We start from the raw sequence: 19,175 nt of genomic DNA, 5'->3' as shown, positions 1-19,175 counted from the left end.
GGCTGCACCACAAAAGTGTCAGAAATTGCGCCGAAAATACCGGTCCAAAAGACAAGAACCCGGCTCGCGCCTGCGAACCGGGTCCCTGCGAAAATATCGGGTTGGCCGCGATCAGTCGATCGTGACAGTCACCGCGCGGCGGTTCTGCGCCCACGACGCCTCGTCCGAGCCGAGTGCGATCGGGCGTTCCTTGCCGTAGCTCACGGTGTTGAGACGCGCGGCGTTCACACCCAGGCTGACGAGGTAGTTCTTGGCCGCATTGGCGCGGCGCTCACCCAGCGCGAGGTTGTATTCGCGGGTGCCGCGCTCGTCGGCATGGCCTTCGATCGTGGCGCGCTTGTTGGGGTACTGCATCAGCCACTGCGCCTGCTTGGACAGGGCGGCCTGATCTTCCGCGTCGATGTCATAGCGGTCGAGCGCGAAGTGGATGGTGTCCGAACCCATCATCTTCGCCACGAAGTCCGCCTGGCTGCCGGCAACGGGACCGGCCGACTGATCGGGGCCCTGCGTGGTGGTGGCCGGGCCCGGCTCGGGCGGAAGCTGCTTGGGCGCCTTGGTGCCGCAGGCCGAAAGGGCCAGCGCGCCGGCAATGAGGAGCATCGTCGATCCGGTCTTCACGTATCCGGTCTTGCCACGTCGCATAGGCATGGCGGACATGAGGGCAGGCATTAGGCAATCTCCTGTGGTGCGCAGCCGATAAAATGGCCTGCGTCTGTTGAAGTTCCGTGTAATTTTAAACACTGTCAACCTGAACGAATGCCGACCGGATGGCCGGCAACAGGCTCAGGTCGCAGCGAAAATGCGGATCAGGGGCGTACCGGGCCCCAAGCCGGATCCGAGGCGCCCACCGGGGTCGGCAGCTTGCGCTCGTTCTTGCCGGTAAGGTCGACCTGCCAGATCGAGCTTCGGCCGGAGCCCTTCTCGGTCCGGAAGAACTGGACGATGCGGCCGTTGGGCGACCAGGTCGGCGCTTCGTCCTGCCACGAATTGGTCAGGTAGCGCATGCCGCCGCCATTTGGGTTCATCACCGCGACGCGCAAGTTGCCGGCGATATGCGTGAACGAGATCTGGTCTCCGCGCGGGCTCCACTCGGGCGTGGCCGAACGGCCGCCGAAGAAGCTGATGCGGTGCTGCTCCGAACCGTCGGCGTTCATCACGTAGATCTGCTGCGAGCCCGAACGGTCGCTCTCGAACACGATCTTGCTGCCGTCGGGCGAGTAGGAGCCGCCGATCGAGATGCCGGGCGTATTGGTCAGCCGGGTCGCCGTGCCGCCGTTCGACGAGATGCGGTAGATGTCGGTATTGCCGCCGCTCGCCATCGAATAGAGGATCCACTTGCCGTCAGGCGACCAGCGCGGCGCCATCGTCGGATTGCCGGTGCGGGCGATCAGCCTCTGCGTATCGCTGGCAAGGTCGTAGACGTAAATGCTCGGCTGCCCGTTGAGATAGGACAAGTAGAGGATCTTCGAATAGTCCGGCGAATAGCGCGGCGTCAGCGCGGTGGCCTGCCCGCTCGTCAGGTAGCGGTGGTTGGCACCGTCCGAATCCATGATCGCCAGACGCTTCATGCGGTGGTCCTTGGGACCGGTCTCGGCGATGTAGGCGATCTTCGAATCGAAGAACGGGCTTTCGCCGGAAAGGCGCGAATAGACCATGTCCGCACACTTGTGCGCGGCGCGCCGCCAGTCAGAGGCACCCACCTGCCAGCCACCCTTGATCAGCTGCTGCTTCAGCTGGACGTCGTAGAGGTAGCAGCCGATCGTCAGATTACCGTCCGCACCCGCGCGCACATAGCCCTGCACCAGCATGTTGGCGTTGCGGGCGGACCAGACGGGATAGTCGGGCGATTGGACCTGCGGATAGGCCGGCTGCGGCAGGCCATCCGGGCCCGAAGGCTTGAACAGGCCGTTGTTGCGAAGGTCCGAGGCGACCACTTGCGACAGCGCACGGCCCAGCGCGCCGGTGGAACCGGCATTGGTCTGCGTGGGCACGTCGTTGTCGGTGGCGAAATTGGTGATCGCGATGCCCAGATCCTGCCAGGCACCATCGGCCGAGACCGAGCCGGTCAGGCCGCCATCATCGGCATCAAGACCTTGATCGGCCTGAGCGCCCTGCGCAGGCGCCGACTGGGCCGGAACCGGCTGCGCGGGCGCCGGCTGCGATTGTGCATAGACCCCATAGACCGGCGCGGCCGAAGCCAGAGCGAACGACAGGACGAGCGTAAGAGGACGAGAAGTCATTGCGAAAGCCTCAGGTCGAAGCGGAAGGACGAAACGCGTTTCCACGCATCGTAATATTCCGAGGGGAGATTGAAAGGCGAAGCGAGCTGGACGGCGCGGATCGCCTGTTCGGCATGGCGCTGCGCCTGCGCGCGGTTGGCGTCGGTGATGCCCATCTGGCGCACGACCGTCGGCCTGCCGGCAAGGCTGCCGTCCGGATTCAGGTTGAACGACAGGATCGTCACCAATTGATCAGCATCGGCGCCGTCTGGCGGATTCCAGTGCGGCTTGAGCTGGCGGGTAATCGCCCCCGACAGGGCCGAGCGGACTTGCGGACCGAGAGCGGCGGCGGGCGCACCCTTGCCCTGAGTGCTCGTCGCGCCCGAAACGCCCGAAAGGAAGTCCGAACCGACGCGCGTACCGCCCGCCTGCTTCGGCGGCGTAGCGGCCTTGCCGGCAGTATTGGCCGAATGGTCCATACCCTTGAGGATCTGGTCGATCGGGCTCTTGCGCGGCGGCGTTTGCGGGGCGGGCTTGGCAACCGGCTTCGGCGCAGGCTTGGGCGGCGCCTTCACAGGCGGAACCGGAGCGGGCTTCGGCTCGGGCTTCTGGACCGGCTTAGGCACAGGCTTCGGGATGGGCTTGGGCACAGGCTTGGGAGTCGGCTTGGGCACCGGAGCCGGCGGAACCGGCTTGGGCTGCGGCGTCGGCTTGGGCGGCGGTGCCGGTTGCGGCTCTGGCTGTGGCTGTGGCTCCGGTTCGGGCGCCGGGGCAGGAGCCGGCGCGGCTTCGCCCAGTTGCGGCGCCACATCCGGAGCGGCCTGCTCGTTGGGGTTGGGAGAAGTCGAGGTCGGGCCGACATTGTCGCTCAACGTCACTTCGATCCGCTTCGGCGGCTCGACGACGGGCGGCTTGGCCGGGTGCAGCAGAAGCGCGGCCAGAACCGCCGCATGCAGCGCAAGCGCTACCGCGAGGCCCAGCCCCTCTTCCTTGCGTAGTCCCTGAGTTGCCATCCTGATCAGCCTAGCTCAGTTGCCTGAACCGCCGCTGACACCCGTCACCAGCGCGATCTGGGTGAACCCGGCATGGTTGAGCTCGCCCATGACTTCCATCACCCGGCCATAGTCGAGCGACTTGTCGGCGCGCAGGGTCACCTGCGGCTTCTTGCCGTCCACATCGGCGGGTACGGCAGCAAGCCGCTCAGCCAGTTCGCCCGCCGCCAGCGCGTCCGTCTCGTAATAGACCGTGCCGTCGCGCTTGATCGAGATGGTGATCTGGTCGTTGTCGTCACTGGTCGCATTGGCTCGGCTGTCTGGCAGGTCGATCGGCACGGCCGCCTTCATCAGCGGCGCGGTGACCATGAAGATGATCAGCAGCACCAGCATGACGTCGACCAGCGGCGTCACGTTGATTTCGGCCATCGGCGTGCGGCCGCCGCCGCTGCGACGGCTCCCTCGCCTGCCTCCTCCGCCGGACATTCCCATCGCCATCAGCGCTGCTCCAGCTCACGGGTGAGCGCAGAGTGCAGCTTGTCCGCAAAGCGCTGCATGCGCGATTCGAACAGGTTCACGCGGTGCGAGAAGCGGTTGTAGGCAATCACCGCCGGGATCGCCGCGAACAGGCCGATGGCAGTGGCGAACAGCGCCTCCGAAATGCCGGGCGCGACCACTGCGAGCGAGGAATTCTGCTGCTGGCCGATCTGGAAGAAGCTGTTCATGATGCCCCAGACGGTGCCGAACAGGCCCACGAACGGAGCCACCGAACCCACCGTCGCCAGGAAGTTCAGGCGTGCCGCCAGATTGTCAGCCTCTTCGCCGACGGAGGAGCTCATGGCCAGCGCGATGCGTTCGCGCGCGCCTTCGGAATCGAGCTTCTTCATCGCGGCATTGCGGCGCCATTCGGCCAGACCCGCACCCGCAACCTTGCCCATCGGCACGTCGCCGCGGCGGCGGTCCTTCTGGTAGGCCTCGAAGTTCTGGGCCTCCCAGAAGCCTTCCTCATAGTCTTCAGCCGCGCGCGAAACGCTGCCCATGCGCAGGGTGAAGCCGATGATGATCGTCCAGACCCAGAGGCTCGCGAGCAGCAGCCCGCCCATGATCGCCTGCACGACGATGTCGGCATCGAGGAACAGCTTGACCGGGTTCAGGTGATTGGAATCGCTGCCGATGGAGATGGCGGAGGCGAGCATTTCGAACGTCATTCTAGTCCTTCCGGGCCAGTCTTAAAGTCCTGCGAGGAGCTTTGGAGGATCTGGGCGAAGGCCTGTTGCCAGGCTTCGGGTTGCCTGCGCGGTCGTCCTTCAGGGCTGATGAACCCGACCTTTACCGTAGCTTCGGCAAGCCGGGTTTTTCCGCGCCGGGCGACCTGGCGCAGGGTGCAGCTCACCCGGCCGACTTGCAGGGCGTGGGTATCGATCACCACGCCGTCGCCAAGGCGGGCGGGCGAAAGGTAGCGAATGTTGACTTCCGCTACCGTGTAGAGCCCCTCGCCCGATTCCAGAGCGGCGCGCTGGTCGATGTCGAGCAGGTCGAGCAGGTCCGAGCGGGCGCGCTCGAACCAGCGGATGTAGTTGGCGTGATAGACCACCCCGCCGGCGTCGGTGTCCTCGTAGAACACGCGCAGGGCGTAGCGATGCACCGGGCCGTCGAAGCTGCCGCTCTGGGGCCGGGGATCTGGAGATTGGGGATCGTCGCTCATCCGGGCGGTTGTGTAACGGCAGGGGCCCGCGCTGGGAACCCCAAGGGGCGAGATTGCCGTTCTGACGGCCTGGGACCGGGGTGAATTCCCCGGTTATCCCCCAAAAATCCTCAATCCGCGATCATCTGGAAGAACTGGCGGCCGCCGAAAATGTGGACGTGCAGATGCGGCACTTCCTGATGTCCGTTGGTGCCCATGTTGACCAGCAGGCGGTAGCCCGGCCCGTCGAGTTCGAGCTGCCGGGTAACATTGCCCACTGAGCGCATGAAACCGGCGATCTCGGCATCGTCGGCCTTGGCGGTGAAATCGTCCCACGAAACGTAGCGTCCCTTGGGGATCACCAGTACGTGGACCGGCGCCTGCGGGCGGATATCATTGAAAGCAAGCGCGAATTCGTCCTCATAGACCTTGCTGCACGGCAGTTCGCCGCGCAGGATCTTCGCGAAGATATTGGCATCGTCGTAGGGCTGACGGGGATCGATCGGCATCACTGTCTCCGCTGGTTCAGTCGTTGGGGCGGGCGGCCTTCTCGGCAATTCCCGAGATTCCCTCGCGCCGGTCAAGCTCGGCGAGAACGGCACCTAACGGTACATTGCGGGCACCTAGCAGCACCATGAGGTGAAAAATCAGGTCCGCCGCCTCTCCGGTGAGCGCCTGCGCGTCCTCGGTCAACGCGGCGATCACCGTCTCGGTCGCTTCCTCGCCGAGTTTCTGCGCAATCTTGCCCAGACCCTTGGCGTGGAGCTTCGCCACGTAGCTGGACGCGGGATCGGCATCGCGGCGCGCGGCGATGGTCGCTTCGAGGCGGGCCAGAGTGTCAGAGCTGCTCATGGCGCGCAGCCATGCGCAAGCGCGCGCGCCGGGTCAAGCGTGGCGGGCCCTCAGTCGCGGCCCCGGACCTCTTAATCCTTGTCCTTGCCGCGCGAAAAACGGCGGCCGAGCCAGACCCCGGCGACGCCGATGCCCAGCAGCACAAGGCCGCTCGGTTCGGGCAGGACGGCAACGTCGGCAGCGAACGCGGGGCTGGGCGCAAGCACGGCCGCCGCGATCAGACAGAAATGGCAGGTCAAGCGCGGCAACGGGGGACTCCGGCAATTCCAACAGGCTGCTAACGATTGCGGGCCCGCGGCCCGTCCGGCAAGCTGTCATGGGGCACCGTCCCGTTACGGGCCAGCTATTTAGCGAATGGTTACGATCTAACCCCGCGCCGGAAGCCCTGCCGCCCGCAGGGCGGCGTGCGCTTCCGAAATCGAGTGCTTGCCGAAGTGGAAGATCGAGGCGGCCAGCACCGCGCTCGCCTTGCCCTCGGTCACGCCCGCCACAAGGTGGTCGAGATTGCCGACCCCGCCGCTGGCGATCACCGGCACCGAGACGCTCTCCGCGATCAGGCGCGTCAGTTCGAGGTCGTAACCGTTCTGCGTACCGTCCCCGTCCATCGAGGTGACGAGCAGTTCGCCCGCGCCGTAATCGGCCAGCTTCACCGCGTGTTCGAGCGCATCGATCCCGGTCGCCTTGCGGCCGCCGTGGGTGAATATCTCCCACTTGCCCGGCGCCACCTTGCGGGCATCCACCGAGGCGACGATGCACTGCGAGCCGAACCGCTCGGCAATGTCGGCCACCACTTCGGGGCGCGAGACGGCGGCGGAATTCACCGCCACCTTGTCCGCGCCGGCCAGCAGCAGCGCGCGGGCATCCTCCACCGCACGCACGCCGCCGCCGACGGTGAGCGGCATGAAGCAGACCTCGGCCGTGCGCTGCACCACGTCGAGCAAGGTGCCGCGCCCTTCGTGGCTGGCGGAAATGTCGAGGAAGCACAGCTCGTCCGCGCCCGCCCTATCATAGGCGCGCGCCTGCTCGACCGGATCGCCGGCATCGATCAGGTCGACGAAGTTCACGCCCTTCACCACGCGCCCATTGGCAACGTCGAGGCAGGGGATGACGCGGATACGAACGGTCATGAAATCACCCTTGGGGCTTGATGATGAGATAGAGACTGCCGGCGATCCCCACCAGATAGACCGCCGCATTGAACGCGCAATAGTGCTGGAAACGGCGCGGATCGGTGGCCCGCTCGATCGAGAGCGGATTGCGGCGACGGCTGAAGATCAGCAGGCGGGCCTTGCCCTCCCGCCAGTCCTGCACCGTCAGCCATACCGAATAGAGAAGCACGGCCAGCGCCATGATTCCCGCCACGCGCGCGTCGTTCATGGCCGGAATACCATGGCGGCGCCGAAGACCACGATCAGCGCGACGAGCGCGGCATTGACCGTAGTAAAGGCCCAGAAGAGCAGCGGCGCGCTGTCGCGGCGCACATCGAAGCGGCTGATCCGCCCTTCGCGAAACCCGGACAGCTGAGCCTTCGCGCTTAGCAGGCCAACGCAGAGACCTATGGCACCGATCAACCGCAGGCTCACCCCTCGCGCTCGGCCATCTGGATGGCGGCGGCAAGGTCCAGACGCCCGTCGTAGAGCGCGCGGCCGGTGATGACGCCTTCGATCCCGTCGCGGGCATGGAGCGCCAGCATGCGGATATCGTCGAGGCCCTTCACGCCGCCGCTGGCGATCACCGGCAGGTCGGTCTGGCGGGCGAGATCGACGGTCGCCTCGATATTGCAGCCCTTGAGCAGGCCGTCGCGGCCGATGTCGGTGAACAGCAGGCTGGCGACGCCCGCGTCCTCGAACCGGCGGGCCATGTCGACGATGGACACGTCGGAGACTTCCGCCCAGCCCTCGGTCGCGACCATGCCGTCGCGCGCGTCCACGGCGACGACGATGCCGCCGGGATATTCCTTCGCCATGTCCTTGACGAACTGCGGGTCCTTCAGCGCGGCGGTGCCCATGACGATGCGGCTGACGCCAAGGTCGAACCAGCCCGCGACCGCTTCGCGGGTACGGATGCCACCGCCGAGCTGGACGTGGCCGGGGAACGCCTCAAGGATAGCTTCCACCGCCTCGCGGTTCTCGGCCCGGCCCGCGAAGGAACCGTCGAGATCGACCACGTGGAGGTACTGCGAGCCCGCCTCGGCAAACATCATGGCCTGCGCGGCCGGGTTGTCTCCGTAGACGGTGGCGCGGTCCATATCGCCTTCGGCAAGGCGCACGACCTGACCTTGCTTGAGGTCGATGGCGGGGAATACGATCATCTTGCGATCCTGAGGGTCTGAGGGCAGCGGATGGGCTTCGACAAGCTCAGCCTGAGCGGATTTTGGGAGTATTCCGGATTTCCCGGCAAAGCACCGCTTGCGTCCCGCTCAGGCTGAGCTTGTCGAAGCCCCCTGAGGCAAGGCGCGCTCACGGCTTCCATTCCAGAAACCGCGCCAGCAGCGAAAGCCCGTAAGCCTGGCTCTTTTCCGGGTGGAACTGCACGCCCACGACATTGTCCTTCGCCACCGCCGCGACGAGCCCGCCACCATGATCGGTCATCGCCGCCACATGCGCGCCGTCGTCGGGCTGGAAGTGGTAGGAGTGCAGGAAATAGGCCTCGCCCGGATCGATCAGGCCCTGCGCCGGGTCCTTGCGGCCCAGCGACACATCGTTCCAGCCCATGTGCGGGATCTTGATCGCGGGATCGGTGCGCTCGATCAGTTGGACTTGCCCGCCGATCCAGTCGAGCCCCTTGGTCACGCCATGCTCCAGCCCGCGCGTGGCGAGCAACTGCATGCCCACGCAGATGCCGAGGAACGGTGCGCCGCCCACGTGAACGCGCTCGTTCATCGCCTCGACCATGCCGGGAATGCCCCAGAGCCCTTCGGCGCAGGCACGGAACGAGCCCACGCCCGGCAGCACGATGCGGTCCGCCGCGCGCACGACATCGGGATTCGCCGTGATCGCCACGTTCTCGGCCCCGGCCGCGTGCAGCGCGTTGGCCACCGAATGCAGGTTACCCGCGCCGTAATCGATCAGCGCCAGAGTCTGCCTGCCTCCCGTCATCCGGCCAGACCGGCCACGCTGTCGTCCAGGAAGCCCGGCGCCCATTCGATCACTTCGACTTCGGCGACGACGCCGGCCACGAAGGGATCGGTGGCAGCCAGTGCGACCATCGCCTCGCGGCTGTCGCCCTTGGCCAGGATGATGCCGCCTTCACGCGGAACCTTGCGGCCCCAGCCGACGAAGCGACCGGCGGCGTGGTTGGCGCGCAGCCAGTCCACGTGCTCGTCCAGCAGCGCATCGACCTGTTCGACGGGCGCAATGTAGCGCAGCGAGAAGATGAAGAGTGCCATTAGAGAGTGTCTCCGCCGAGAATGCCCTTGGTCGAGGGGATTGCCCCGCCCTTGCGCGGGTCCAGTTCCACCGCCGAACGCATCGCACGGGCAAAGCCCTTGAAGATGCCTTCGCAGATGTGGTGGTTGTTGGTGCCGTAAAGCTGCTCGATATGGAGCGTGATGCCCACGGCCTGCGAAATCGAATGGAACCAGTGTTCGACCAGCTCGGTGTCGAACTCGCCCAGCTTGGGCTGGGTGAATTCGGCCTTCCAGACCAGATAGGGACGGCCCGAAATGTCGAGCGAGACGCGCGAAAGCGCCTCGTCCATGGGCGAGTGGACATCGCCGTAACGGCCGATTCCGGCCTTGTCGCCCAGCGCCTGGCTGATGGCCTGGCCGATGGCGATGGCGCTGTCCTCGGTCGTGTGGTGCTGGTCCACGTGGAGGTCGCCCTGGATATGGCAGGTGATGTCGATCAACGAATGGCGCGAGAACTGCTCGATCATGTGATCGAGGAATCCGATCCCGGTCGAGACGTCATAAGTCCCGGTGCCGTCGAGATTGACCGAGACCGCAATCTGGGTCTCGTGGGTCTTGCGATTGATCGAGGCGGTGCGCATGCGAAGGGCCTATAGACCTCTGTCGCACGGAATCAATTGTGCGCATGGCCGCCCGCGCAAGCAATCTTCGTTCCCGCAAATCATCCCCTGCACGGCCCTTCCCTCAAAACGACCTAGGGAAAACCCGACGGGTTATGCTATTTTATAGTCGAACATGCTTGACCGACCGGTGAAGCATAAGCACCTAGGGCGCGATGAACGATACGCCTCAAGACAGCCTGATCCCCTACGACGAGATCGTCCAGGAGGCCCTGCGCGCCGTCGTCGGCCGCGTGCTAGGCCAGGTCGAAGCCTCTGGCGGCAACCTTCCGGGGGGCCATCACTTCTACATCACGTTCAAGACCGGAGCGCCGGGAGTCTCGATTCCCACAGAATTGCGCGCCCGATTCCCGGACGAGATGACGATCGTGCTTCAGAACAAGTTCTGGGACCTTTCGGTGGGTGAGCAGGGCTTTTCGGTCAGCCTTAGCTTCAACCAGCGGCCGTCGAATCTGGTGGTGCCGTTCTCGGCGATCACCGCTTTCGTCGATCCGGCGGTGGACTTCGGGCTACAGTTCCAGGCGATCTCGGACGACGAGTTCGACGATGAACCCACCGTGGAACCCGGTAACGACGCGGAACGGGACGTCGCCGCGCGCATTACTCCCAGTGAAGACGGTTCGAACGTCGTTTCGGTCGACTTCGGGAAAAAGAAGTAACGCAGCGGGCACGGCAGCCCGGGAAGGCGGAACGATGGCCTCGGGTAAATTGCAGCGCGCGATCGAGGACGAAACGGAGCGGCGGGCCAACGGGGCCGTAGCTGCTCCCGCCGATGCTGCTACCGGGACCACTCCCGAGGGCGGAAAGCCCAGAAAAAAGCGCCGGATCAGGGGCAAGGCGGATGACCTTCATGGCCCCAGCCCCAATCCCGCCACCAATCTCGTCATTGCCGATATCGCCTTGCGCGGCGGCGCTGCCATTGCCCGCCGCGCGGTCGAGCATGCGCTGCTGCGGCAGGACTATGCGCCGAAGAAGGCCGCATCGATCCTTAAGGGCCGCTCGCTGGGCGAGTCGCTGGTTCAGGGCCTGCTTGCCAGAGTCGCACTGACTTCGGTGCCCGGCGCTATCGTGGTGGTGGGCGGGCTTGCCGCCAAGACGCTCTACGACCGCTCGCGCGCCCGCAAGGCCCGGGCAAGGGGCGAACGGACGCTGGCCGACATGGCCGAGGACGGCAAGGAAGGCTGAGATTCGCCGCGGCACCGGCCCGCTCCCCCGCCCGATCTCCCTAAGGGGTAGACTCTGGGAGGTCGGGTAGGGGAGCGGGCCGGTGCCGCAAGCCTTCGACGGATGTCGAAGGCGCACCCGACAAAGACTCTCTTGATTTGCAAGTCATGCATCGGCATCGGGGTGCATGGTCAATTCTCCCGAAAATCCCGCCGATACGCTGGCCCGGCGCGGCCTTATGCTCATCATGTCCTCGCCCTCCGGCGCGGGGAAGACGACGATTTCGCGCATGTTGCTTGAGCACGATTCGCACATCTGCAACTCGGTTTCCTGCACCACGCGCCCGCCCCGGCCCGGCGAAGTCCATGGCAAGGACTACTTTTTCGTCTCGCAGGACGAGTTCGACCACATGGCGGACGAGGGCGAGTTCCTCGAATGGGCCACCGTGTTCGGTCATTCCTACGGCACCCCCAAGGCGCACGTGAAAGCCGGGCTCAAGGACGGGCAGGACTACCTGTTCGACATCGACTGGCAGGGCACGCAGCAGCTTTACCAGAAGCTCGAACGCGACGTTGTGCGCGTGTTCCTGCTGCCGCCCAGCATCGATGAACTGCGCCGCCGCCTGACCGGCCGCGGCACCGACAGTGCCGACGTGATCGCCGCCCGCATGGAGCGCGCCCGCTCGGAAATCAGCCACTGGGACGGTTACGACTATGTCGTCGTCAACGACGATATCGAGGCCTGCTTCGAGAAGGTGAAGAAGATCCTCGCCGCCGAACGCATGCGCCGCGCGCGCCAGACCGGCCTGATCGGCTTCGTCCGCGAGCTGATGAAGCCCTGACCTAAAGAGCGGCGGAGGGGATGCTTATCACTCCCCCACCCTTCTTACTTGTCCTGCCCGGCCGCAGCTTCTAGGCGCGCGGACGAACAGAATTCTGGAGACGCGAACATGTCCGAACTCGAAACCGCGATCGAAGCCGCCTGGGATGCGCGCGACACCGTCACTCCCGCCAGCGCGGATGTCCGCAAGCTGGTCGACGAAGCGCTCGGCCTGATCGAATCGGGCGCCGCCCGCGTCGCCGAGCCGGACGGCAACGGTGGCTGGAAGGTCAACCAGTGGCTGAAGAAGGCCGTTCTGCTCTCGTTCCGCCTGAACGACAACGCCCCCGTCGCCCACGGCGCCGGCGGCGCGCCTGCCTTCGACAAGGTGCCGGTGAAGTTCGACGGCTGGGCCGACGAAGACTTCCGCAAGGCCGGTTTTCGCGTGGTTCCGGGCGCCGTCGCCCGTCGCGGCACCTTCATCTCGAAGGGCGTCGTGCTGATGCCGAGCTTCGTGAACATCGGCGCCTATGTGGGCGAAGGCACCATGGTCGACACCTGGGCCACCGTCGGTTCCTGCGCGCAGATCGGCAAGAACGTGCACATCTCGGGCGGCGTCGGCATCGGCGGCGTGCTCGAGCCGCTGCAGGCTGGCCCCGTCATCATCGAGGACAACTGCTTCATCGGTGCCCGTTCGGAAGTGGCCGAAGGCGTCGTCGTCGGCGAAGGCGCGGTGATCTCGATGGGCGTGTTCCTCGGCGCCTCGACCAAGATCGTCGACCGCGCGACCGGCGAAGTCCACATCGGCAAGGTTCCGCCCTACTCGGTGGTCGTCCCCGGCTCGCTGCCCGGCAAGCCGCTGCCGGACGGCACGCCCGGCCCGTCGCTCTACTGCGCCGTGATCGTCAAGACCGTCGACGCGCAGACCCGCTCGAAGACCGGCATCAACGAACTGCTGCGCGACTGATCCGCCTCAGCGCGAATTTCGAAAGGGCCGGATGCCGAAGCATCCGGCCCTTTTTTATGTCCGAAACCCACGGAACGCCCCGTCTCTCAATGCGTTGAACACGCAATGTGGCCTCCGGTCAGGGATGCCCACGAACGGGATTCGCATCCATGGACACAGGCGGTAAAGAGGCTCGCCATGAGGACATGCGTCGAAAACAGCAGCTCCCGCGCGTCGAACCCATGCCGGCGGCGGTGCGCACGGTGCTGCTTCTCAGCTTCACGCTGTCCGTCGTCGTGCTTGCGGTAATCGGCGTGATCCACGCGATGCGGGTGCTGGACGAGTCCAACGAGCGCGCCGTCGAACAGGAAGACGGCCTGGACCAACCGGCCGCGCACAAATCGAAACCTTCGAAGACCTTGCTTCCGAGCGCCGGTCTAAATGACTGACCTCGATCGCTTCATCGCGGCGCAGGCGGCCATTTATCCGGACATCGTTGCCGAGCTGGAAAACGGCGCCAAGTGCAGCCACTGGATGTGGTTCGTGTTCCCCCAGATTGCCGGGCTGGGCCGGAGCGAGACCGCCCGCCGCTACGCGATTGCGGACTTTGCCGAAGCCCGTGCCTACCTCGCGCATCCGGTGCTGGGCGCGCGGCTGGACGAATGCACCGACACCATGCTCGGCTGGGCGGGCGAGCGCAGCGCCGTCGCCATCCTCGGTGAGATCGACGCGATGAAGTTCCGCAGTTCGATGACCCTGTTCGAAGCGGCGGCCGGGCCGGGGAAGACGCCCGGAAACGAGCGCTTCGCCCGCGCCCTCGATGCCTTCTGCGCGGGCCGCCGCGACGAGCGCACGCTGCACCTGATCGACCGGCCGCCCGCCGCCTGAAAACCGCGTCCGGGAACCCGGGAGCATGCACGCGCGTTTATCGGTCGGCCCATGATGCACTGTGGCCACTTGGCCCCGGCACACGCGCCCCATGTACATAGACTTGTACACTTCGGCAGCCCTTGAAGGCTGCCAGCCTGCGGGAGAGCCTTGATGCAACGCTTGGGCGAAGAAGTTCACCTCGACGACGACGAAGCCCGTTCGGGCAGCACGCCGCATGTGGTGCGGTGGATGCTGATATTCGGACTCATCCTGGCCGTTCTGGCGATGTCCGCGATATGGATCAGCCGGGCGATCTGGGACCAGCCCCGGCAAGGCGACCCGGTGACTGCCGAGGAACATGCGCTGGGCAGCTAGCCTACTTTCCAAAATCGATGGGGAGCCATCCACACACCGCCGTCGCCCCCGCGAAGGCGGGGGCCCCGCTTCTTGGCGACCTCGCGCCCTGCACAGAAGAAGCGGGATCCCGCCTCCGCGGGGACGACGGGGTTTTAAATAGGCGTTGGCTGGCTTGGGGCGGTCTTGAGGGGACCTTACACTTTGCCCCCCTTCAGAACGTCGTCGGCGATTCAATCGGCGGATCGCCGCGATGCGCTGCCGCGTAAGCTTCGGCGGCCTTCATCAGCCGCAACATGTTCCCGCTCGAAATCTTCTCCAGATCGGCCTGCGAATGCCCCCGCCGCGCCAGTTCGGCGAAGAGGGCAGGATACGTCGAAACATCCTCCATGCCGACAACAGTGGTCTCCACCCCGTCGAAATCGCCGCCAAGGCCGACATGGTCGATCCCGGCCACGGCGATGATGTGATCGATATTGTCGGCAACGTCCTTGATCGTGCCGCGCGGCATCGGATGCGCGGTCTCCCAATCCTTCAGCGCCGCTTCCGCCGCCGCCGGATCGCCGATGTTGAGCGCGTCCTGACGCGCCTTTTCCCCGGCGCGCGCGGCGAGCCACTGGCGGGTTTCCTCGACCACGTAAGTCGGGAAGATATTGACCATGACGATGCCGCCATTGGCCGCCAGCGCCTTCAGCACCGGGTCCGAGACATTGCGCGAATGGTGGTTGATCGCGCGCGCGTTCGAGTGGCTGAATATCACCGGCGCTTTCGCCACCGCCAAAGTGGCGCGCATGGTCGCCTCGCTGGTGTGGCTGAGATCGACGAGAATGCCGATCCGCTGCATCTCGCGCACCACATCGCGGCCGAAATCGGTGAGGCCGTCATGCTCCGGCTTGTCGGTGGCGCTGTCGGCCCAGGCGGTGTTCTTGAAATGGGTGAGCGTCATGTAGCGCGCGCCCAGCGCGTACATCTGCCGCAGTACGCCCAGCGAACCGCCGATCGAGTGCCCGCCCTCCATGCCGAGCAGCGAGGCGATCTTGCCTGCCTTCATCGCCTTTTCGACATCGGCGGCGCTGGTGGCCAGCTGCATGTCCTGCGGGTAGGTCGCGATCAGGCGCTTGGCGACGTCGATCTGTTCGAGCGTCGCCTGCACCGCGTGCGGATCGTCGAGCGAGGCCGAGACGTAGACCGACCAGAATTGCGCGCCCACATGGCCCTTGCGCAGCCGCGTGAGGTCCGTGTGCATGGCCTGCCAGTCCTTGGCGGGATCGGCGGTATTCGTGGTGTCGCGGAAGTCGAATCCGGCCAGAATGTTCTTCCGACGCGCGCGCAACTGTTCCGGCACGTCGTTATGGCCGTCCCAGACCGGCGCGGCGCGCAGCGCGGCCTCTGCCACGTGTTCGGGAGACGGCGCGGCCTGTGCCGCGATCGGTGCCATCGTCGCTATCGCCATCAGGGTGAGCGCCTTACCCGCCCGCCGGAATTCCTTGCCCATCGCTTGCCGTTGCCCCCGTATATCGTTGTGCGAACCGACACGCAGAAAACGCCATGACGCGCCATTGTGCAAGTGCAGCAATGGTTAAAATCAGCAGCTTGGGATCAGTGAGGAAAGGTAAGGAAGAGCCGCCGGTGAAGGCGGAGCACGTGAGGCGACCCACTCATGCCCGATCACCCTGTCCACACGGTTCGCCCCCCGACGACCAGCAGACCAAGCACCGACGGCTCCCGTTAAAATGGCGACTCATCGCCATCCCCTATTCGCTTAACGCTTAGGTTTATTCCCTGCGCCATTGGTTAAATCACCACGGATTCCCCGCAAGATCCCTCGCGGATTAAATTCCTGTAATCCGGGAACCATAATTTGCGGACCTGCAAGAGGAGGCTTCCGTGCGAGGCCCTTTCCGGCCCTCCGCATCGCCCGGGCGGGTTTAGACCCCGGCTCCCCCTACCCCCGGCTTGATCGCCCATCTCATGCGGCCTAGCCCCGAGAAATGGGAGAGTTCGACTATATCGTGGTGGGCGGCGGCAGCGCCGGCTGCGTGCTCGCCAACCGGCTGAGCGCGGATCCGCGAAACCGCGTGCTCCTGCTGGAGGCGGGCGGGAAGGACGATTACGTCTGGATCCGCGTGCCGGTGGGCTATCTCTACTGCATCGGCAATCCGCGCACCGACTGGTGCTACGCGACAGAGGCCGAGCAGGGGCTGGGCGGGCGCACGCTGAAATACCCGCGCGGGCGCGTGCTGGGCGGCTGCTCCTCGATCAACGGCATGATCTACATGCGCGGTCAGGCGGCGGATTACGACCAGTGGCGGCAGGCGGGCAATCCCGGCTGGGGCTGGGACGACGTGCTGCCCTACTTCACCCGCGCCGAGGACCATTTCGACGGAACGAGCGCTTTCCACGGCTCCGGCGGCGAGATCCGGGTGGAAAAGCAGCGGCTGCGCTGGGACATCCTCGAAGCCTTCCGCACCGCCTGCGAGGAACAGGGCATTCCGGCGAGCCACGATTTCAACACCGGAGACAATGACGGCGCCGGGTTCTTCCAGGTCACCCAGCGCCGGGGCTGGCGCTGGAGCGCGGCCGACGCTTTCCTCAAGCCGGTGCGCACCCGCGCCAATCTCAAGGTGGAGACCGGCGCGCTGGTCGACCGGGTGCTGTTCGAGGGAACCCGCGCGGTGGGCATCGCCTATTCGGTGGACGGCCAGCCGCGCGAGGCGCGGGCGCTGGGCGAAGTGGTGCTGGCGGCCGGCGCCATCGGCTCGCCCGCGATCCTCGAACGCAGCGGCATCGGCGATGCCGCGCATCTCGCCGGGCTGGGCGTAATGGCGCGGATCGACCGGCCCGAGGTCGGCGCCAATTTGCAGGACCATCTGCAACTGCGCTGCGCCTGGCGCGTCACCGGGGTCTCCACGCTCAACCAGCGGGCCGCCACGCTGTTCGGCAAGGCGCTGATCGGGCTGGAATATGCCCTGCGGCGCAGCGGCCCCATGGCGATGGCGCCCAGCCAGCTCGGCGTCTTTACCCGCAGCGATCCGCATTATGCGACGCCCAATCTCGAATATCACGTCCAGCCGCTGAGCCTTGAGGCCTTCGGCGGCGCGCTCGATCCCTATCCGGCCTTTACGGCGAGCGTGTGCAACTTGCGGCCGGAAAGCCGGGGCACCACGCGCATCGCCAGCGCCGATCCCGCCGCGCCCCCGGCGATCCGGCCGAACTACCTTTCGACCGAGGAAGACTTGCGCGTTGCCGCGCAGGCGATCCGGCTGACTCGCGCCATCGTCGCCCAGCCCGCGCTCGCCCGCTACGCGCCCGAGGAAATGCGCCCGGGCGCCGATTTGCGCAGCGAGGAAGACTTGCGCCGGGCGGCGGGCATTATCGGCACGACCATCTTCCATCCGGTCGGCACGGCGGCGATGGGGCGCGTGGTCGACGGGCGCCTGCGGGTGACGGGGCTCGAAGGGCTGCGCGTGATCGATGCTTCGGTCATGCCGACGATAACCTCGGGCAACACCAATGCGCCGACGATGATGATCGCCGAGAAAGGCGCGGAGATGATGCTGGCGGACGCGAAGGACTGAGGGGCTGATGAATCGTTCAGCCTAGCCCAGCCTATCCTCGCGCATCTCCTACCGTCATCCCCGCGAAGGCGGGGATCCCGCTTTCTTGCGCTGCCGTTCAAAGAACAAGCGGGGTCCCCGCCTTCGCGGGGACGACGGGGTTGTCTAATCGCGTCCGCAAGGTCAAGGGCGTTAGGTTGTAGAATTTTAAGCCGGGCCGCGATGTTCGAGCGGCACAGTATTTGGCTGGGCGCAATCGGAAATCTTCAGAGACCGTTGTGGGGCGGGGCTCGTCGTTTGCTGTGGGCAGGGTTGTCTCCGCGGTCGGCATGAGCCGCCGCACGATGGGTCTTCGCAGGTAAAGCCTTCCTATGTTTTGGACGCAGTCTTCTTCAAGCTGCAGCCCGTCGTCCGGAATGGCCCGACCCACGTCCACGGCAGGGACGCCTCGACGCACTTTGGCGCGCTGAGGATATGGGGCTGACGGTCGTAGTTAGACGATGGCGCCAGCCGATGCGTTGAAGGGTTCTCCTGTCTTGAGCATGGTGTGCATAATGACCGCTAGTTTACGCGCTACGGCTATGGCGGCGCGCCTGAAGCCCAGTCGTTCACGAAGCTTGAGCCCCCAATCTTTGAGGTTGCTCCCCGTCTTGACGGTTGTGCGGGTCAGCATTGCTGTCGCGGCTTCAAAGAGAAGACTCCGCAGATGGTTGTCGCCTCGTCGTGAGATATGGCCCTCGTAATCCACTTCGCCGGACTGGTAACGACGCGGCGTTAGCCCCAGCCATGCGCCGACAGAGCGCGACGTCCGGAAGTTCGCTGGGTCCTCAACCGCCGAGACGTACGATGCAGCAGTGACCGCGCCGATCCCTGGGATCGTCATGAGTAGCTGAACCGCCTGGCTCTTCCGCGCTAGTGTGAGGAGTTGGCGATCGAGATCGACAATATGCTGACGGATGTCGCGCCAAGCCTCGAGCAGGGGTAATATGATCCGCGCCAAGCTATCCCGCCCGTCCAGAAGCTCCCGGACGTTGCCGCTAAACACGGCGCCTTTGCCCGGAGGGACGATAAGACCGAACGTCTTCATCAAGCCACGGATCTGGTTGCTCAGTTTGGTTGAGACCTCGAGAAGCTGGTTGCGGGCACCCACCAGCGTACGTGTCAGCATGGCGTCAAACGACTTGATCCGTACCGCCTTATAAAAACCGGCCTCCGCCAGTTGGGCTAAGCCGTCAGCATCATTGGCGTCTGTCTTGTTGAGCGTTTCATTCAATATCTTCTGAGCATGGCGTGCTTCAATGCAAATGGCAGGCACGCCTTCAGCCACCAAAGCATGATGAAACCAGGTCGACAGGGGACCGGTCTCGAACACGACGCGCACGGCGTTCGGCGCGCGCTCCCTGATCACCTCCGCCAGAAGCCTGGGATCGGAGGGACATTTTCCACGCCATATCCGCATCCCACCCTCGCGGATCGAAACTGCCGTCTCTTTCAGCGAAACATCAAGCCCGATATATTGCTCCATGGTTGCTCTCCATTAGACGCTTGGGCCCGGTACCAATCGTGAGCCCGTATCTCCATCTTATCGGGGAGCAACCACCCTGTCAGATCACACGTCGGATCTTGGTTAAGGGCGAATCGTACCGCGATTACCCCATGTCTTGGGCCTTGGAGGGTTAAGCGAGGCCG

At 65.3% G+C, this 19,175-nt stretch carries 26 protein-coding genes; 8 read left to right on the top strand and 18 right to left on the bottom strand.

What is annotated here, in order from left to right:
- Positions 1-111: 111 nt before the first annotated feature.
- The 16 genes from pal to hisB all read right to left on the bottom strand — a co-directional run bounded on the left by pal (position 112) and on the right by hisB (position 9,737).
- Entirely contained in the window at positions 112-600 is a 489-nt protein-coding gene (pal, locus tag AC1VVM_RS06125) for a peptidoglycan-associated lipoprotein Pal (RefSeq protein WP_132388635.1), read from the bottom strand.
- 206 nt (positions 601-806) lie between these two features.
- A complete protein-coding gene (tolB, locus tag AC1VVM_RS06120) occupies positions 807-2,240 on the bottom strand; it encodes a Tol-Pal system beta propeller repeat protein TolB (RefSeq protein WP_482956119.1) in 1,434 nt (477 codons plus the stop codon).
- Entirely contained in the window at positions 2,237-3,232 is a 996-nt protein-coding gene (locus AC1VVM_RS06115) for a hypothetical protein (protein ID WP_482956118.1), read from the bottom strand. Before AC1VVM_RS06115 ends, tolB begins: the two co-directional genes overlap by 4 nt.
- A gap of 15 nt (positions 3,233-3,247) precedes the next feature.
- The gene (gene tolR, locus AC1VVM_RS06110; RefSeq protein ID WP_482903154.1) at positions 3,248-3,709 is read right to left on the bottom strand and encodes a protein TolR; all 462 of its coding nucleotides are present in this window, start codon (positions 3,707-3,709) and stop codon (positions 3,248-3,250) included.
- Positions 3,709-4,419: a protein TolQ gene (gene tolQ / locus AC1VVM_RS06105; protein WP_482956117.1), complete on the bottom strand. Its 711-nt coding sequence runs from the start codon at positions 4,417-4,419 to the stop codon at positions 3,709-3,711. Before tolQ ends, tolR begins: the two co-directional genes overlap by 1 nt.
- Entirely contained in the window at positions 4,416-4,916 is a 501-nt protein-coding gene (locus tag AC1VVM_RS06100) for a YbgC/FadM family acyl-CoA thioesterase (protein WP_132388461.1), read from the bottom strand. The genes tolQ and AC1VVM_RS06100 overlap by 4 nt, the downstream gene beginning before the upstream one ends.
- Before the next feature lie 110 nt (positions 4,917-5,026).
- Positions 5,027-5,404 carry a histidine triad nucleotide-binding protein gene (locus tag AC1VVM_RS06095; protein WP_132388459.1) on the bottom strand — a complete coding sequence of 126 codons (378 nt, stop codon included), beginning with the start codon at positions 5,402-5,404 and terminating at the stop codon, positions 5,027-5,029.
- 16 nt (positions 5,405-5,420) lie between these two features.
- Complete coding sequence (locus AC1VVM_RS06090; protein ID WP_132388457.1) at positions 5,421-5,747, bottom strand: phosphoribosyl-ATP diphosphatase; 327 nt, start codon at positions 5,745-5,747, stop codon at positions 5,421-5,423.
- Between the two features lie 71 nt (positions 5,748-5,818).
- Complete coding sequence (locus AC1VVM_RS06085) at positions 5,819-5,995, bottom strand: PEP-CTERM sorting domain-containing protein (RefSeq protein ID WP_243652594.1); 177 nt, start codon at positions 5,993-5,995, stop codon at positions 5,819-5,821.
- Positions 5,996-6,112: 117 nt separating this feature from the next.
- On the bottom strand, positions 6,113-6,874 hold the full coding sequence (hisF, locus tag AC1VVM_RS06080; protein ID WP_132388455.1) for an imidazole glycerol phosphate synthase subunit HisF: 762 nt from the start codon (positions 6,872-6,874) through the stop codon (positions 6,113-6,115).
- A 4-nt stretch (positions 6,875-6,878) separates the two neighbouring features.
- Positions 6,879-7,124 (bottom strand): hypothetical protein, encoded by a 246-nt coding sequence (locus tag AC1VVM_RS06075; RefSeq protein ID WP_482956116.1) that lies wholly within the window; start codon positions 7,122-7,124, stop codon positions 6,879-6,881.
- Positions 7,121-7,318, bottom strand: coding sequence for a hypothetical protein (locus AC1VVM_RS06070; RefSeq protein ID WP_482903152.1), 198 nt, complete (start codon positions 7,316-7,318; stop codon positions 7,121-7,123). Before AC1VVM_RS06070 ends, AC1VVM_RS06075 begins: the two co-directional genes overlap by 4 nt.
- A gap of 8 nt (positions 7,319-7,326) precedes the next feature.
- Positions 7,327-8,058 carry a 1-(5-phosphoribosyl)-5-[(5-phosphoribosylamino)methylideneamino]imidazole-4-carboxamide isomerase gene (gene hisA, locus AC1VVM_RS06065; protein ID WP_132388451.1) on the bottom strand — a complete coding sequence of 244 codons (732 nt, stop codon included), beginning with the start codon at positions 8,056-8,058 and terminating at the stop codon, positions 7,327-7,329.
- Between the two features lie 148 nt (positions 8,059-8,206).
- A complete protein-coding gene (gene hisH, locus AC1VVM_RS06060; RefSeq protein WP_132388449.1) occupies positions 8,207-8,845 on the bottom strand; it encodes an imidazole glycerol phosphate synthase subunit HisH in 639 nt (212 codons plus the stop codon).
- Positions 8,842-9,135, bottom strand: a complete 294-nt coding sequence (locus AC1VVM_RS06055) for a YciI family protein (protein ID WP_132388447.1) — start codon at positions 9,133-9,135, stop codon at positions 8,842-8,844. The genes hisH and AC1VVM_RS06055 overlap by 4 nt, the downstream gene beginning before the upstream one ends.
- Positions 9,135-9,737, bottom strand: a complete 603-nt coding sequence (gene hisB / locus AC1VVM_RS06050; RefSeq protein ID WP_132388445.1) for an imidazoleglycerol-phosphate dehydratase HisB — start codon at positions 9,735-9,737, stop codon at positions 9,135-9,137. The genes AC1VVM_RS06055 and hisB overlap by 1 nt, the downstream gene beginning before the upstream one ends.
- 194 nt (positions 9,738-9,931) lie before the next feature.
- Between hisB and AC1VVM_RS06045 the strand changes: the two genes are divergently transcribed.
- The 7 genes from AC1VVM_RS06045 to AC1VVM_RS06015 all read left to right on the top strand — a co-directional run bounded on the left by AC1VVM_RS06045 (position 9,932) and on the right by AC1VVM_RS06015 (position 13,950).
- Positions 9,932-10,435 (top strand): SspB family protein, encoded by a 504-nt coding sequence (locus tag AC1VVM_RS06045; protein WP_132388443.1) that lies wholly within the window; start codon positions 9,932-9,934, stop codon positions 10,433-10,435.
- 34 nt (positions 10,436-10,469) lie between these two features.
- Positions 10,470-10,961, top strand: coding sequence for a hypothetical protein (locus tag AC1VVM_RS06040; protein ID WP_482903151.1), 492 nt, complete (start codon positions 10,470-10,472; stop codon positions 10,959-10,961).
- A 166-nt stretch (positions 10,962-11,127) separates the two neighbouring features.
- The gene (gene gmk, locus AC1VVM_RS06035; RefSeq protein WP_482903150.1) at positions 11,128-11,781 is read left to right on the top strand and encodes a guanylate kinase; all 654 of its coding nucleotides are present in this window, start codon (positions 11,128-11,130) and stop codon (positions 11,779-11,781) included.
- A gap of 108 nt (positions 11,782-11,889) precedes the next feature.
- Positions 11,890-12,726, top strand: coding sequence for a 2,3,4,5-tetrahydropyridine-2,6-dicarboxylate N-succinyltransferase (gene dapD / locus AC1VVM_RS06030; RefSeq protein ID WP_132388437.1), 837 nt, complete (start codon positions 11,890-11,892; stop codon positions 12,724-12,726).
- 149 nt (positions 12,727-12,875) lie between these two features.
- On the top strand, positions 12,876-13,154 hold the full coding sequence (locus AC1VVM_RS06025) for a hypothetical protein (RefSeq protein WP_482903149.1): 279 nt from the start codon (positions 12,876-12,878) through the stop codon (positions 13,152-13,154).
- Positions 13,147-13,593: a DUF1810 domain-containing protein gene (locus AC1VVM_RS06020; RefSeq protein WP_482956115.1), complete on the top strand. Its 447-nt coding sequence runs from the start codon at positions 13,147-13,149 to the stop codon at positions 13,591-13,593. The genes AC1VVM_RS06025 and AC1VVM_RS06020 overlap by 8 nt, the downstream gene beginning before the upstream one ends.
- Positions 13,594-13,746: 153 nt before the next feature.
- Entirely contained in the window at positions 13,747-13,950 is a 204-nt protein-coding gene (locus AC1VVM_RS06015; RefSeq protein ID WP_132388431.1) for a hypothetical protein, read from the top strand.
- A 193-nt stretch (positions 13,951-14,143) separates the two neighbouring features.
- Here the strand turns inward: AC1VVM_RS06015 and AC1VVM_RS06010 are convergent, their stop codons facing one another.
- Positions 14,144-15,424 (bottom strand): dipeptidase, encoded by a 1,281-nt coding sequence (locus AC1VVM_RS06010; RefSeq protein ID WP_482956114.1) that lies wholly within the window; start codon positions 15,422-15,424, stop codon positions 14,144-14,146.
- A 496-nt stretch (positions 15,425-15,920) separates the two neighbouring features.
- Between AC1VVM_RS06010 and AC1VVM_RS06005 the strand changes: the two genes are divergently transcribed.
- Positions 15,921-17,507: a GMC family oxidoreductase gene (locus tag AC1VVM_RS06005; protein ID WP_482956113.1), complete on the top strand. Its 1,587-nt coding sequence runs from the start codon at positions 15,921-15,923 to the stop codon at positions 17,505-17,507.
- Between the two features lie 472 nt (positions 17,508-17,979).
- Here AC1VVM_RS06005 and AC1VVM_RS06000 read toward each other — a convergent pair whose 3' ends face one another.
- Positions 17,980-19,011: an IS110 family RNA-guided transposase gene (locus AC1VVM_RS06000; RefSeq protein ID WP_482956112.1), complete on the bottom strand. Its 1,032-nt coding sequence runs from the start codon at positions 19,009-19,011 to the stop codon at positions 17,980-17,982.
- Positions 19,012-19,175 lie beyond the last annotated feature (164 nt).

The sequence above is a fragment of the Novosphingobium sp. BL-S-33 genome, assembly GCF_056857025.1.
The sequence above is the reverse complement of the archived record's forward strand: the minus strand, read 5'-3'. Positions and strand labels throughout refer to the sequence as shown.